Origin of the sequence: Ancylobacter oerskovii, assembly GCF_018390555.1 — a bacterium.
Taxonomy (GTDB): Bacteria; Pseudomonadota; Alphaproteobacteria; order Rhizobiales; family Xanthobacteraceae; genus Ancylobacter; species Ancylobacter oerskovii.
Genome location: NZ_JAHBGB010000041.1, coordinates 41533 through 54701, shown reverse-complemented (window position 1 = coordinate 54701; position 13169 = coordinate 41533). Strand labels below are relative to the sequence as shown.

11 protein-coding genes are annotated in these 13169 nt (G+C 72.6%); 7 read left to right on the top strand and 4 right to left on the bottom strand.

Annotation, left to right across the window (positions count from 1 at the left end; all coding sequences use genetic code 11):
- Positions 1-233: 233 nt before the first annotated feature.
- The 4 genes from purE (at position 234) to KHC19_RS18875 (ending at position 3595) form a co-directional block, all read left to right on the top strand.
- Positions 234-749, top strand: coding sequence for a 5-(carboxyamino)imidazole ribonucleotide mutase (purE, locus tag KHC19_RS18890; protein WP_213354338.1), 516 nt, complete (start codon positions 234-236; stop codon positions 747-749).
- The gene (locus KHC19_RS18885; RefSeq protein WP_213354336.1) at positions 749-1822 is read left to right on the top strand and encodes a 5-(carboxyamino)imidazole ribonucleotide synthase; all 1074 of its coding nucleotides are present in this window, start codon (positions 749-751) and stop codon (positions 1820-1822) included. Before purE ends, KHC19_RS18885 begins: the two co-directional genes overlap by 1 nt.
- Before the next feature lie 208 nt (positions 1823-2030).
- The gene (locus KHC19_RS18880) at positions 2031-3017 is read left to right on the top strand and encodes a protein-methionine-sulfoxide reductase heme-binding subunit MsrQ (protein ID WP_213354335.1); all 987 of its coding nucleotides are present in this window, start codon (positions 2031-2033) and stop codon (positions 3015-3017) included.
- 104 nt (positions 3018-3121) lie between these two features.
- Entirely contained in the window at positions 3122-3595 is a 474-nt protein-coding gene (locus KHC19_RS18875) for a nuclear transport factor 2 family protein (protein WP_213354333.1), read from the top strand.
- A gap of 59 nt (positions 3596-3654) precedes the next feature.
- Here the strand turns inward: KHC19_RS18875 and miaA are convergent, their stop codons facing one another.
- Positions 3655-4611 carry a tRNA (adenosine(37)-N6)-dimethylallyltransferase MiaA gene (miaA, locus tag KHC19_RS18870; RefSeq protein WP_343207755.1) on the bottom strand — a complete coding sequence of 319 codons (957 nt, stop codon included), beginning with the start codon at positions 4609-4611 and terminating at the stop codon, positions 3655-3657.
- An 80-nt stretch (positions 4612-4691) separates the two neighbouring features.
- On the opposite strand from miaA, the gene serB reads away from it, so the two are divergent.
- On the top strand, positions 4692-5576 hold the full coding sequence (gene serB, locus KHC19_RS18865) for a phosphoserine phosphatase SerB (protein ID WP_213354331.1): 885 nt from the start codon (positions 4692-4694) through the stop codon (positions 5574-5576).
- Positions 5577-5590: 14 nt separating this feature from the next.
- Here serB and KHC19_RS18860 read toward each other — a convergent pair whose 3' ends face one another.
- Both KHC19_RS18860 and KHC19_RS18855 read right to left on the bottom strand, forming a co-directional pair.
- Positions 5591-9325, bottom strand: a complete 3735-nt coding sequence (locus KHC19_RS18860) for an AsmA family protein (RefSeq protein WP_213354329.1) — start codon at positions 9323-9325, stop codon at positions 5591-5593.
- A 155-nt stretch (positions 9326-9480) separates the two neighbouring features.
- Positions 9481-10896 (bottom strand): FAD-binding oxidoreductase, encoded by a 1416-nt coding sequence (locus KHC19_RS18855; protein WP_378295564.1) that lies wholly within the window; start codon positions 10894-10896, stop codon positions 9481-9483.
- Between the two features lie 263 nt (positions 10897-11159).
- Here KHC19_RS18855 and KHC19_RS18850 point away from each other — a divergent pair, with 263 nt between their 5' ends.
- Both KHC19_RS18850 and KHC19_RS18845 read left to right on the top strand, forming a co-directional pair.
- Positions 11160-11672 carry a thioesterase family protein gene (locus tag KHC19_RS18850; protein WP_213354327.1) on the top strand — a complete coding sequence of 171 codons (513 nt, stop codon included), beginning with the start codon at positions 11160-11162 and terminating at the stop codon, positions 11670-11672.
- Between the two features lie 160 nt (positions 11673-11832).
- Positions 11833-12048 carry a hypothetical protein gene (locus tag KHC19_RS18845; RefSeq protein ID WP_213354320.1) on the top strand — a complete coding sequence of 72 codons (216 nt, stop codon included), beginning with the start codon at positions 11833-11835 and terminating at the stop codon, positions 12046-12048.
- 32 nt (positions 12049-12080) lie between these two features.
- On the opposite strand, the gene KHC19_RS18840 is transcribed toward KHC19_RS18845, so the two are convergent.
- A complete protein-coding gene (locus KHC19_RS18840; protein WP_213354318.1) occupies positions 12081-13007 on the bottom strand; it encodes a 50S ribosomal protein L11 methyltransferase in 927 nt (308 codons plus the stop codon).
- Positions 13008-13169 lie beyond the last annotated feature (162 nt).

Here is a 13169-nt window from a genome sequence, read left to right as displayed (position 1 = left end):
AAGATCGATGCGCCGGAAGCCGTCTCCGGGGCGCCACATCGCGGATGAGCGGAACGGTGTGCCGGCGCCACTGTGGGCACGCGCGGTAAAGGCGGTGTTAAGCATGTGTCGCGCCCGCGCGCCTCGTGCCGGATCCCTCCACCGCCCCGCGCGGGCGACGGGCGGTTTCCCCTTGCCGCGCGGGGGCGGATTCCTATAATCCGCGCCTTCTTTTTCCGGGGGAAGGGCCGTACATGTCCGCCGTCACGACCGCCGATGCGCGGCCGATCGCCATCATCATGGGCAGCCAGTCCGACTGGGAGACCATGCGCCACGCCGCCCAGACGCTGGACGAGCTCGGCATCGCCCATGATTGCCGCATCGTTTCCGCCCACCGCACCCCCGAGCGGATGTTCGATTTCGCGAAGGGCGCCAAGGCATCGGGCTACAAGGCGATCATCGCCGGCGCCGGTGGCGCCGCCCATCTGCCCGGCATGGTCGCGTCGCTGACCACGCTGCCCGTGCTCGGCGTGCCGGTGGAATCCAAGGCGCTGTCGGGCGTCGACAGCCTCTATTCCATCGTGCAGATGCCCGCCGGCATTCCCGTCGGCACCCTCGCCATCGGCAAGGCCGGGGCGGTGAACGCCGCCCTGCTCGCCGCCGCCGTGCTGGCGCTGTCCGACGAGGCGCTGTCGGTCCGCCTCGCCGCCTGGCGCGCCGCCCGCACCGCCTCGGTCGCCTTCGAGCCGACCTCCAGCGAGCCCGCCTGATGCTCAAGCCCGGCTCCACCATCGGCATTCTCGGCGGCGGCCAGCTCGCCCGCATGATCGCCCTCGCCGCCGCCCCGCTGGGGCTGAAGGCGCATATCTATGCCCCGGAGGACGGCAGCCCGGCCTTCCAGGTGGCGGACGCCCACACCCAGGCGGCCTATGACGACCTCGCGGCGCTGGAGCGCTTCGCCCGCGCCGTCGACGTCGTCACCTACGAGTTCGAGAACGTGCCGGTGGCAACCGCCGAGCACCTCGCGCAGTTCGTGCCGGTGCATCCCGGCGCCAGGGCGCTCGGCATCACCCAGGACCGGCTTGCGGAGAAGAGCTTCGTCGCCTCCCTCGGCATCGAGGTCGCTCCCTTCGCGGCCATCGACGACGAGGCGGGGCTCGAGGAAGCGCTCGCCCGCATCGACCGGCCGGCGGTGCTGAAGACCCGCCGCTTCGGCTATGACGGCAAGGGCCAGGTGATGATCCGCGCGGGCGACGACGCCGCCGCCGCGTTCAAGACCATCGGCCGGCATCCGGCGGTGCTCGAAGGCTTCGTGCCGTTCGAGCGCGAGGTGTCGGTGGTCGCCGCCCGGGCGCAGGACGGCACGGTGGCCGCCTATGAGGTGACCGAGAATGAGCACCGCCACCACATCCTGCACAAATCCACCGTCCCCGCCGCGCTCGGCGCCGCCTCGGTGACGGCGGCCGACGACATCGCCCGTCGCATCGGCGACGCGCTCGGCTATGTCGGCGTGTTCGCGGTCGAATTGTTCGTGGTCGGCACGGGCGAGGCCGAGCGGCTGGTCGTCAACGAGATCGCCCCGCGGGTGCACAATTCCGGCCACTGGACGCTGGGGGGCGCCCAGACCAGCCAGTTCGAGCAGCATGTGCGCGCCATTGCCGGCTGGCCGCTCGGCGCCAAGCAGCGGCTCGGCGCCCGCGTCGAGATGACCAATCTCATCGGCGACGAGGCCGATGGCTGGCCCGCCGTGCTGGCCGAGCCCGGCGCCATGCTCAGCCTCTACGGCAAGGCGGAAGCCCGCCCCGGCCGCAAGATGGGCCATGTGACGCGGGTGTTCGACTGACGCGGCAGCCCGGGGAAGCCTCGGGGCAGCAAAGCGCCCCACAGGCTTGCCCGCCCGAACAAGCCCACGGAGGCTCGCCGCTGCAGGCGGCGGGTGCGGAAAGCTCGCCGCTCCTCACGAAGACGTGCGACGCCGTGCTGAAATGAAGACGGAATGGGGCGCGTAACTGTAGACATTACGCCATCGAGCCTCACCTCCGAGAGCCACCATGTCCTTCCTCCGCGAACGTCCGGGTGTCTGGAGCCCGGAGAAGATCGCCGCCCTCCTGCTGGTGCTGCTGCCCTTCGCGCTGCTCGCCATCCGCATCATCCGCGGCGACCTCGCCGCGACCGATCCGCTCGGGCTCGGCGCTCCGGGATTGGGCGGCCCGGGATTGGGAGCGCCCGGCCTTGGCCCGGGTGCCGCGGGTGCCCTCGGCGGCGGCGCCTCGGGGGCGCTGGGCGGCGGCCCCGCCCTCGGCGCCCGCCCGCTGGTCGAGACCCTGCGCTTCCTCGGCGACTGGGCGGTGCGGCTGCTGCTGATCACCCTCGCCGTCACCCCGGCGCGCCGGCTGTTCAACTGGCCGAAGCTCCTTCATGCCCGCCGCACCCTCGGCCTCGGCGCCGCCGCGCTGGTGGCGGTGCATTTCGGCCTCTACTGCCTCGACATGGGCGCGCTGTCGGTGGTGGTGCGGGAGATCGTGCTGCGCATCTACCTCACCATCGGCTTCGTGGCGCTGCTCGGCCTGCTCGCCCTGTCGGCGACCTCCTGGGACGGCGCCATCGCCCGCCTCGGCGCCGAGCGCTGGCGGCGGCTGCATGCGCTCGCCTACCCGATCACCGCGCTCGCCATCCTGCATTTCTTCATGCAGCAGAAGCTCGACGTCACCGAGCCGACGCTGATGGCCGGCTTCTTCCTCTGGCTGATGGGCTGGCGCGTGCTGCAGCGCTACGGATACGGCACCGGCCTCGCCCCGCTGGTCCTGCTCGCCCTCGGCGCCGGTCTCGCCACCGCGCTCGTCGAGGCCGGCTGGTACCTTGCCGCCACCGGCATCGATCCCGTGCGGGTGCTCACCGCCAATCTCGCCTTCGGCTATTCCATCCGGCCCGCCTGGTGGGTAGCCGGCCTCGGCCTCGCGGTAGCGTTGGCGAGCGAGGTGGCGCTGCGCCTGCGCCCCCTGCCGGCGCGGCGGGTGCGGGCCTCCGGGACGGCGTAGATTCCCGCCGAATGCCGGGCGAACCCGGTACACGCCCCGCGGCCGCCGGCTACATTGCAACCAATCGCCGCCCGATCGTCCGCGGCCCGAGAGAGGAACACGCCATGACCGAGCAACGCCCGCCGCTGCCGCCCTTCACCCGCGAGAGCGCCATCAAGAAGGTGCGCGGCGCCGAGGATGGCTGGAATTCCTGCGATCCGCAGCGGGTCTCGCTGGTCTATTCCCCGGACAGCAAATGGCGCAACCGCGCCGAATTCATCAATGGCCGCGAGGAGATCGTCGCGTTCCTCACCCGCAAATGGGCGAAGGAGCTCGACTACCGGCTGATCAAGGAACTCTGGGCCTTCACCGACGACCGCATCGCCGTGCGCTTCGCCTATGAATGGCACGACGATTCCGGCAACTGGTTCCGTTCCTACGGAAACGAGAATTGGGAATTCAACGAGAACGGCCTGATGGTGCGGCGCTATGCCTGCATCAACGACCTGCCGATCCGCGCGGCCGACCGCAAGTTCCACTGGGACCGCTCCGGCCCCCGCCCGGCCGATCATCCCGGCCTGTCGGACCTCGATCTCTGAAGGGGCGCACCGGGCGGCACATCCACCGCCCGGCCCCAAAAACCCGGCCCCCGGCCGACTCAGCCGCGGCCGAAACGCGCGGCCAGGGTGTGCCGGGCCTCGTCCGGGCCCTGCCAGGCGAAGCCGTCCATCTGGTGGCGGAACCAGGTCTCCTGCCGCTTGGCATAGCGCCGCGTATCGGCGATGCCGCCCTCCATCGCCTCCTCGCGCGAGATCTCCCCGGCGAGGTGGCGCACGAGCCAGGGCACGCCATGCGCCTTAAGGATGGTGCGGTCGGCCGGCAGGCGACGCGCCGCCAGCACCCGCACCTCCTCCAGCGCGCCCTGCTCCATCATCTGCCGGAAACGGGCGGCGATCCGCTGACGCAGCGCCGCGCGGTCGGTGGCGAGGAACAGGCCGAACACGTCCTCCGGCCGCAGCACCGGCGGCTCCGTCGCCTCGTTTTGCCAGTGCGCCAGCGGCCGGCCGGTCGCCTCGAACACCTCGACGGCGCGGGTGAGCCGCTGGGTGTCGCTCGGCCGCAGCCGGGCGGCGGTGAGCGGATCGATGCGCGACAGCCGGGCATGAAGCGCGGCCGCGTCTTCCCCGCGCCCGCGCACCAGCGCCTTCACCTCGTCCGACACCGGCGGCATGGGCGACAGGCCTTGCGTCAGCGCCTTGAAATAGAGCCCGGTGCCGCCGATCAGGATCGGCAGCCGTCCCTCGGCCTCGGCCGCACCGATCGCCCGCCGCGCATCCTCCACCCAATGCGCCACCGAATAATCCGCCGCTCCGTCGACATGGCCGTAGAGCCGGTGCGGCGCGCGCGCCTCCTCCTCCGGGCTCGGCCGGGCGGAAAGCACGCGCAGATCGGCATAGACCTGCATGGAATCGGCATTGATCACCACGCCGCCGGTGCGCTCGGCGAGATCGAGCGCCAGCGCCGACTTGCCGCTCGCCGTCGGCCCTGCGATAAGCACCGCGCGCGGCCGGATGGGCAGCCGGGCCTGCTCGTCGTGCCCGCCGGTCTTCGTCACGCCTCTCCTCCCGCGCAATACATTCCGCGCAGCCTTGTTGCCCGGCGCCGGCCCGCCGGCAACCCCAGAACGAGCCGATCATGCCGAGCCATTACGCCGTCCTCGTCTCCGCTCCCTCCGCGCCCGCCGTCGATGCCGCGCTGATCGCCGCCGCCGCCGCGCGGCTGCCGGCCGCACAGGCGCCGCGCGTGCTGGCCGAGGGGATCGCCGCCGAGATCGGCTTCACCGGTGCCGCCGATATCGAGGCGCTGCGTGCCGCCCTCGCCCCGGCGCCGGTCGACGTCGCCCTCGTGCCCGCCGAAGGCCGGCGCAAGAAGCTGTTCCTCGCCGACATGGATTCCACCATGATCGGCCAGGAATGCATCGACGAGCTGGCCGATTTCGCCGGCATGAAGGCACCTGTCGCCGCGATCACCGAGCGGGCGATGCGCGGGGAGATCGCCTTCGAGCCGGCGCTGCGCGAGCGCGTGGCGCTGCTGAAGGGCCTGCCGGTCGCGGTGGTCGACGAGGTGATCGCCGAGCGCATCCGCCTCACCCCCGGCGGCACCGAGCTGGTGCGCACCATGCGGGCCAACGGCGCCCGCACCCTGCTGGTCTCCGGCGGCTTCACCCTGTTCACCCGCCGCGTCGCCGCGATGATCGGCTTCGACGCCGACAGCGCCAACGAGCTGATCGTCGAGGCGGACGGCTTCGCCGGCACGGTCGCCGAGCCCATCCTCGGCCGCGAGGCCAAGCTGGCGGCGCTCATCGAGAATCGCGAGGCGCTCGGCCTCGCGCCGCACGAGACCATGGCGGTCGGCGACGGCGCCAACGACCTCGCCATGCTCGGCGAGGCCGGGCTCGGCGTCGCCTATCACGCCAAGCCGGCGGTGGCGGCGGCGGCACAGGTGCGCATCGATCATGCCGACCTCACCGCCCTGCTCTATCTGCAGGGCTATGCGCGCGACGAGTTCGTCGCCGGCTGAGCCATCCACCCGCGCTAGGGCGCCAGCGGCGGCTGCATGATCGGGTTGAGCAGCGCATCCGGCGGGATGTCCACCGGCGGCGGCAAGGGCGGCGCCGGCGAGCCGGGCTGCATCTGGAACGGCGGCGGGGACGCCGGCGGCGCCCCGGACGGGACCTCGGGCCGCGCCTCGCGCGGCGGCTCCCGGGAGACATCGCGCTGCACCTGCCGTTGCGGCGGCGCCTGCAGGGCCGGAAGCGGGTTCGATTGCGGCTGCGGCGCCGGTGCCGCCGGCGGCTGGGCTCCCGGCGGAGACGGGATCGGCGGCAGCGAGATCGAGGGCGCCGCGCGTTCCGGCGCGCCCCGCTCCGGCGCATCGGTGGCATGGCCGGCATTGGTCAGCGGCGTGCGGCCATATTCCGCCTCCAGCCGCCGGGTCTCGCGCTCCAGCGCCCGCATGTTGATGGCGGCGACGAGCGCGGTGACGTCGGTGCGCCGTTCCGGCCCCGTGAGCGGCCCGGTCCAGCGTATGGCCGCCGCCGGCAACGCCGCCGTGCCGCCCGCCGAAGCCCCCGCCACGGCCGTGCTGGCCTTGGTCTCCTCGATTTCCAGCAGCGCCTCGATGCCGAAGCTCGCCAGGTCGAAGCCGCCGGACAGCGCGAAGCGCTGATCGCCTATGGCCAGCCGCGCCACCCCGCTGCGCGCCACCCCGGCGACGAGGCCGAGCGTGGTCTCGACCCGTGGCAGCCGCAGCGTGCCCCGGGCGAGCCCTTCCTCGAACAGCTCGTTCACCCGGCGCGGCTCGGGCGGCAGGCCGCGCTCGGTGGCGAGCATCACATATTGCAGGGCGGCCGGCGAGGTGGCGGCCACCTCCACCCCGTCCAGCGCCAGGCTGCCCTGGCCGGCAAGGCTGGCGACGAGGCCGCGCGGCGAGGTGCCGGCGCCGGTAAAGTCCAGCGACAGGTCGACGCTCCCGCGGGCGGCCGGACGCGCCACGCCCGCGGCGGCGAGCAGCGGCGCCGAGGAAGCTCCCTTCAGGGTGAGGCTGCCATCCGCCCGCACGGTGGCGCCGCTCCGCGCCAGGTCGAGCCGCCCGGCGAGCTCGCCGCCCGCCAGGGCGCCCGCAATGTCCTCCACCGTCGCCCGGCCATTGCCGAGGCGCGCGCGCAGCCGGGCCCGCTCGAGAACCAGCCCGCCCGGCAGCGCCAGCCTTGCGATGTCGAGCCGCACCCGCCCGGCCACTTTGGCCAGCGGCGCCGGCGCGAAGCCGGTCGTCGGCCAGCGTCCCTCGCCCGCCGAGCGGCCGGCGACCAGCGCCAGCGCGGTGGTCAGCCGCCATTCCGGCAGCGAGAGATCGGCCTCCACCGGCTCCGGCGCCCCCGGCCGGTAGACCAGGCCGCCCGAGAGCGGCGTGCCGGCAAGGGTGCCGGTCAGCCCGGCGAGGCGGTAGCCGTCGCCGTCGCGGGTCAGCCGCGCGCCGAGCCGCGCCGGCAGGCTGGCCACGCCGCCCGCCGCGAGGTCGGGCAGCAGCCGCGCGAGATCGGCCTCCTCCAGCCTCACCGCCAGATCGGGGGACAGGCGCCCGTCCTCCGCGCGCGCCACCTTGCCCTCGGCGGCGAGGCGGGCGCCGGCGAAGGCGAATGTCGCGTCGATATCGGGAGCGGCGGTCAGTTCCAGCCGCGCCGGCCCCAGCTTCGGCCGCACGCCGGGCACGCCGAGCCGGCCGAGGAAGACGCTGCCATCGGCGATGTCCAGCCCCACCGATCCGGTCGCCGCCCGATCGCCGCCGAAGCCGAGCGTGCCCTTGCCGACATAGGCGCCGAGGCGGCCGGCCACGGAGAGGTCCATGCGCCCGCCCGCCGAGGCCAGCGTCGCCTCGACATTCACCGGCGCGAGATCGGGACCGAGCGTCGCCAGCATCTCCTGCGCCGGCTCGAAGCCGGCCAGCCGTGCCAGCGCCGCGAGGCCGTCGGCCCGCCCGCCGGTCAGCGTCGCGCGCAGCTCGCCATCGGGATTGCCGACCGCCGCCACCCGGCCGGCGCCCTTGAGATCGATGCCGCCGAAATTGGCGAGCGCCAGCCGCTCGATGTCGATGCCCTGCACCCCGGTCGCCAGCGCGAGATCGATGCCCGCCGCCTCCACGCCGGCGAGCCGCACGGTACGGCCGGAGAAGGTGAGACCGATGTCCAGCGCCTCGCCGCCCGCCGCCATCAGGCGCCGCGCCGGAACGATGAGCGGGTCGAGATCGACCCCGCGCCCGGCGAGGGCCGCATCCACCCGGCCGCGGCGGCCGTCGGCGGCGAAGGCATAGGAGCCGGAGCCAGTGAGCGTCAGCCCGCCGGTCGCCAGCGTCATCGCCGAAAGCTCCACCTTGTCGGCCCCGAGCGCGATGCCGGCGTCGAGTTTCGCCGCCCCGGCGGGCAGGCCCGCGGCGAGGCCGTCCGCCTGCGGCACCGCCCAGGCGAGGAAGGCCGGCAGGTCCTCGGCGCTCGCCGCCACGGTGCCGGTGAACAGCGCCGGCTCGCCGCCCGGCGCCGGCGCCGGGCCCGGAAAGGCGCCCGCCACCTTGCCGGCCAGCCGCGCGCGCGCCCCGCCGGGCAGCTTGGCCTCCAGCGTGCGCACCGCCCAGCCGCCGCCGGACCAGTCGAGCCCGGCCTTCACCTCGCGCATCGCCGCGCCGGCCAGCAGGACGCTGTCGGCGGCAAGCTCGAGCGTACCCGCCGCGGTGATCCCGGCCAGCGGGGCGACCGCCCGGGCCACCTCGTTCAGCGCCGCGAGCGGCGGCGCCCCGCCGGTAGCGGCGTTGAGGTCGACCTGCCGCGCGGCAAGGCTCAGTTCCAGCCGCGCCGCGCCGGGGCGGCCCTGGCTGGCCGGCATCGTCGTCAGGCGGCCGCTGCCGGCGAGTTCCACCGGCCGCTCCGAGGCGCCGAGCGCCAGCGTCAGGTCTTTCGCGTCCAGCCCGGCCGGGGTGGCGTTGACCGTGCCGCTCAGGCTCCAGCCGGCCCGGGTGGCGGAAGCTCCCGCCCCCGGCAATCCCGCCTGCGCCGCCGGCGTGGTGGAAACGCTCGCCTTGCCGGCGAAGGCCGGCCGGCCGCCGGCCAGGCTCAGCATGCCGTCGGCATCGATCAGGAAGGGCGAATCCAGCTGCTGCAACGACAGCCGCAACCGCGAGCTGCCGTCCGGCGCGAAGGCGGCAAGGCCGAGCTTCAGCTTCTGCCGCGCGCCGGCCGCCGTCACCTCGCCATCGAGCTTCAGGGGGCCGGCGAGGCTGGTCAGCGCCCCGGTCGCGGCGATGTCGTCGAGGCGCAGCATGCGGCCGCTGGCGCGGTCGACCAGTTCCAGCCGTCCCCGGTTGATGGTGAAGGCGGCGATGCCGAGATCGGCCGGGGTGCCGATGCCGGTCGGCTGCGCCACCCGGCCGGTGGCGTCCAGCACCAGCCGGCCGCTGGGTTCGTCGAGGGTGAGGTTCTGCACCGCGATCCGCCCGCGCATCAGCTCGCCGAGCGTCAGGCTGGCGGCCAGCTCGCGCACGGTCAGCCCGGTGCCGCCGGCATCGACCCCGACCGACACGTCGCGCAGCACCACGGAAGGGGTCGGCAGCAACCGGGCCTCGATCGGCCCGCGGATCACCACCGGCGCGCCGATGGCCCGCGCCGCCTGTGCCTCGAAGCTCGCCCGCCATTGCGTCCAGTCAACCACATAGGGCGCGGCGAAGGCGGCGGCGATCGCCAGGATCACCGCGCCCGCGAGCGTGAGCAGGAAATTCTGCACCCGGTTCCTCCGCCACCGACCGCCGGCCTTCCGCCGCTTGCGGGGAAACCCGGCTGCCGGATCATCTTAGACGGTTGACGTTATTTGCATTCTCCACATCGATGCAACAGCACGATGGTGGGGCGTGCGGTCGCTTCCGGCGGCGATCCGGCCCGTCAGGGCAGGATCTTGCCGGGATTCATGAGATCCTGCGGGTCGAGCGCCTGCTTGATCGCCCGCATGGCGCCGAGCGTCGCCTCGCCGTGCTCGGCCTCCATGTATTTCCGCTTGCCCTGGCCGACCCCGTGCTCGCCGGTGGCGGTGCCGCCCATGGCCAGCGCCCGCTTCACCATGCGGGAGAGGAAATCCTTGGTCCGCGCGACGTCCTGCTCGTCATCCATGTCGACCAGCGTCACCGTGTGGAAGTTGCCGTCCCCGACATGGCCGACGATCGGCGCCACCATGCCCATCTCCTCGATGTCGCGCTTGGTCTCGTCCACGCATTCGGCGAGGCGGGAGATCGGCACGCAGACATCGGTGGCCAGCGCCTTGGCGCCGGGCTTCAGCGGCAGGCAGGCCCAATAGGCGTCGTGCCGCGCCTGCCACAATTTGGATCGGTCCTCCGGCCGCGTCGCCCAGGCGAACGTGCCGCCGCCGAAATCCGCCGCGATCTCGCCGAAGCGCTCGGCCTGCTCATGCACGCCCGCCTCGGTGCCGTGGAACTCCACGAACAGCGTCGGCTGCTCGGCGAGGTCGAGCTTGGAATAGGCGTTGCAAGCCTTTACCTGCACCTCGTCCAGCAGCTCGATGCGCGCCACCGGCAGGCCCGACTGGATGGTGGCGATCACCGCATCGCAGGCCGAGCGGATGGTCGGGAACGGGCAGACGCCGGCGGAGATCGCCTCCGGCTGGCCGGAGAGCTTCAGCGTCAGCCGGGTGATCACCCCGAGCGTGCCCTCGGCGCCGACGAACAGCCGGGTGAGGTCGTAGCCGGCCGCCGACTTGCGGGCGCGCCGCGCGGTGGTGATCACCTCGCCATTGGCCAGCACCGCGTTCAGCGAGATGACATTGTCCTTCATGGTGCCGTAGCGCACCGCATTGGTGCCGGAGGCGCGGGTCGAGGCCATGCCGCCCAGCGAGGCGTCGGCGCCGGGATCGATGGGGAAGAACAGGCCGAGATCGCGCAGATGCTCGTTGAGCTGCTTGCGGGTGACGCCGGGCTCCACCACGCAGTCGAGGTCCTCCATGTTGACGGCGAGGATGCGGTTCATCCGCGACAGGTCGATGGAGATGCCCCCTCTCGGCGCGTTGATCTGCCCTTCGAGCGAGGAACCGGTGCCGAACGGGATCACCGGTACCCCCTGCGCGGCACAGCTGCGCACGATGATTTGAACCTCTTCCTCGCTCTCGGCGAACACCACCGCGTCCGGCGCCTGGTTGCCGAGCCAGGTGAGCGTGTTGGCGTGCTGTTCGCGGATCGTCCGGCCGGTCGAGAGACGATCGCCGAAGTGCTTCGAAAGGCTGGCGATTGCCGCCGCCACCGCCGCCTCCGGCGCCCGCTCCACCGTCGTCGCTTCCATCACCTCGGCCATCTCCGCCTCCTCTTCGTCCTGCCCTGCCGCGCCGCGCGCGGGCGAGCCATATACCCTCCGGGCGCCCTCGGCGAGGTGTCCGCGGCGGGTGATTCGCAAAACCGACTGCAGATTCCGCGGAAACTCACGATTTCCGCCCTTCTAAAGCCATTTCGATAGGTGACGATTGCACGGAAAGTCGGCACAATGCTTGTCAATAAGGCAGCGCGCGGATGTGACGTTCGCCAAGGACGGCAGCGCTCCATAGAGTCGGGAATGGTGTCATGCTGGACGGGATCGATTTCGAACCCGTGTTCTTCGCCCCATTCGTCTCGTCCGCGATGGCGGTCGAGCCCGCTTGGGTCGATTACGACGGGCAGCTGAATACAGCCTATTACAGCCTTCTGTTCGACCGCGCGGTCGACGAGGCGGTGTTCCTGGTCGGGCTCGGGCCGCATCGGGCGGAAACCCGCAGCTCCTCCTTCTTCACCGTTGAATCGCACCAGCGCTTCCTGCGCGAGCTGCGCGCGGGCCACGAGGTGCGGGTCACTCTGCGCCTCGTCAACTACGACGAGAAGCGCATGCACCTCTTCCAGGAGATGCACCACGCCCGCGAGGGGTGGACCGCGGCGACCTGCGAACTGGTGGCTGTGCATGTGGAAGCCGGCAGCCGCCGGCCCTCGCCCTTCCCGGACGAGGTGCTGGAGCGTCTCGCCCTGATGCGCGCCGCGCATGGGGCCCTGCCGCTGCCCGAAGGGCTGGGCCGGCCGGTCAACATGCCGATCCGCCTCTCCTGAGGCGCCACGCGGCCGGATCGCCCTCGGCGACGCCGGCCGCTCCTGCCTGACTTTTGGCCTTGCGTGAATTGCAGGCCAGCCATGAGTTCGCGTCGCTTTTTGTGCGACGCAAAAGGTTTATGTTGCGCGGCATAAACCCTTGCTCCGATGGAGACAACTCATGGCCGCGTCTTTTGCCATTGCTGCGATCCACACCGACCCCGCCGCCCGCCAGCCGGAGGCCGGCGCTTCCGCGCGCGGCGTGTTCGGCCGCCTGCTCGACCGGCTGATCGAAGCCCGCACCGCCCAGGCCCGCCTCGAGCTGGCCCGGCATGCCCATGTCGCCCGGTTCGATGCCCGTCAGGTCGCCGCGCTCGAGCTCTTCGCCCGCGACTGACCTCGGCCGGCCGGCCCGGCCCCATCGGCCCGCTAGCGCCGGGGCCGTCCGGCATCGGCGGTCAGCTCCAGCGTCGTCCATCCCTCGATGGTGCGGCGACGCTTGAGATGGAGCCCCTGCGCACGATAGGCGGCCAGCGCCGCATTGGCGTGCGAGGGCAGCAGGCCGGACAGCACCACCGTGCCGCCCTTCGCCAGCAGCGGGCGCAGCGGCCGGGCGATGCCCTTCAGCGGCGCCAGCAGGATGTTGGCGAGGATGAGGTCATAGGGCCCTGCGGCCTTGAACGCCCCCGCGCCCAGCCCGGGGGCGTGCAGGAAGCGGACGAAGGGCGCCGCGTGGTTGGCACGGGCGTTCTCCTTCGCCGTCGCCACCGCCACCCGGTCGATGTCGCTCGCCAGCACCGGCGTGCGGAACAGCAGCGCCGCCCCCATGCCCAGCACCCCCGTCCCGGTGCCGACATCGAGCGTCCGCGCCGGCCGGCCGCGCTTGCCATAGGCCGCGATCGCCGCAAGGCAGCCCTTGGTGGTGCCGTGGTGGCCGGTGCCGAAGGCGAGCGCCGCTTCGATCTCGATGCCGATGGTGCTGCCGCTGCCGATCCGCTCGCGATCATGCGAGCCATGCACCACGAAGCGGCCGATCGCCACCGGCGCCAGTCCCTCCAGCGAGGCGGCCACCCAATCCTTCTTGTCGAGCGTGGAGAAGCTCGCCGCCTTCGCGGCGTCGGGCGAGACGAGGGCGATCAGCTCGCGCACGCTCTCCTCGTCCGGCTCCTCGGCGAAATAGACCTCGACCGCCCAGCCGGAACCCTCGGCGCGATCCTCGACCTCGAAGGCCGACGTCGCCACCTCGGCGGGATCGAAGCTCTCGCCGAGAAACTCGGCGATCGCCCGCGCCTCGTTTTCGGGCGCGTCGACGCGCATCACATGCGACGCGCCGTTGGGCGGAAGTCCTTCGAGCATGACCGGCCTCGCGGATGAGAGAATGCGCGCTGTTTACGAAAGCGCGCGCCGGAAGGCCAGAGGCGCGTCAGAGATCGCAGGCGCGCTCATAGGCCGTGTCGCTGTCCGGCCTGAAGCATCGGGACGTGGATGACGGCGTCCCGTCGCTCGTACCCCGCGGAA

What these genes read in the sequence shown, in the direction of transcription:
- KHC19_RS18880 (WP_213354335.1), top strand. Translation starts at nt 2,031, where the DNA reads ATGTCCTTCCTCCGCGAACGTCCGGGTGTCTGGAGCCCGGAGAAGATC.
- KHC19_RS18855 (WP_378295564.1), bottom strand. Translation starts at nt 10,896, where the DNA reads ATGGCCGAGGTGATGGAAGCGACGACGGTGGAGCGGGCGCCGGAGGCG.
- serB (WP_213354331.1), top strand. Translation starts at nt 4,692, where the DNA reads ATGCCGAGCCATTACGCCGTCCTCGTCTCCGCTCCCTCCGCGCCCGCC.
- purE (WP_213354338.1), top strand. Translation starts at nt 234, where the DNA reads ATGTCCGCCGTCACGACCGCCGATGCGCGGCCGATCGCCATCATCATG.
- KHC19_RS18845 (WP_213354320.1), top strand. Translation starts at nt 11,833, where the DNA reads ATGGCCGCGTCTTTTGCCATTGCTGCGATCCACACCGACCCCGCCGCC.
- KHC19_RS18840 (WP_213354318.1), bottom strand. Translation starts at nt 13,007, where the DNA reads ATGCTCGAAGGACTTCCGCCCAACGGCGCGTCGCATGTGATGCGCGTC.
- KHC19_RS18850 (WP_213354327.1), top strand. Translation starts at nt 11,160, where the DNA reads ATGCTGGACGGGATCGATTTCGAACCCGTGTTCTTCGCCCCATTCGTC.
- KHC19_RS18885 (WP_213354336.1), top strand. Translation starts at nt 749, where the DNA reads ATGCTCAAGCCCGGCTCCACCATCGGCATTCTCGGCGGCGGCCAGCTC.
- KHC19_RS18875 (WP_213354333.1), top strand. Translation starts at nt 3,122, where the DNA reads ATGACCGAGCAACGCCCGCCGCTGCCGCCCTTCACCCGCGAGAGCGCC.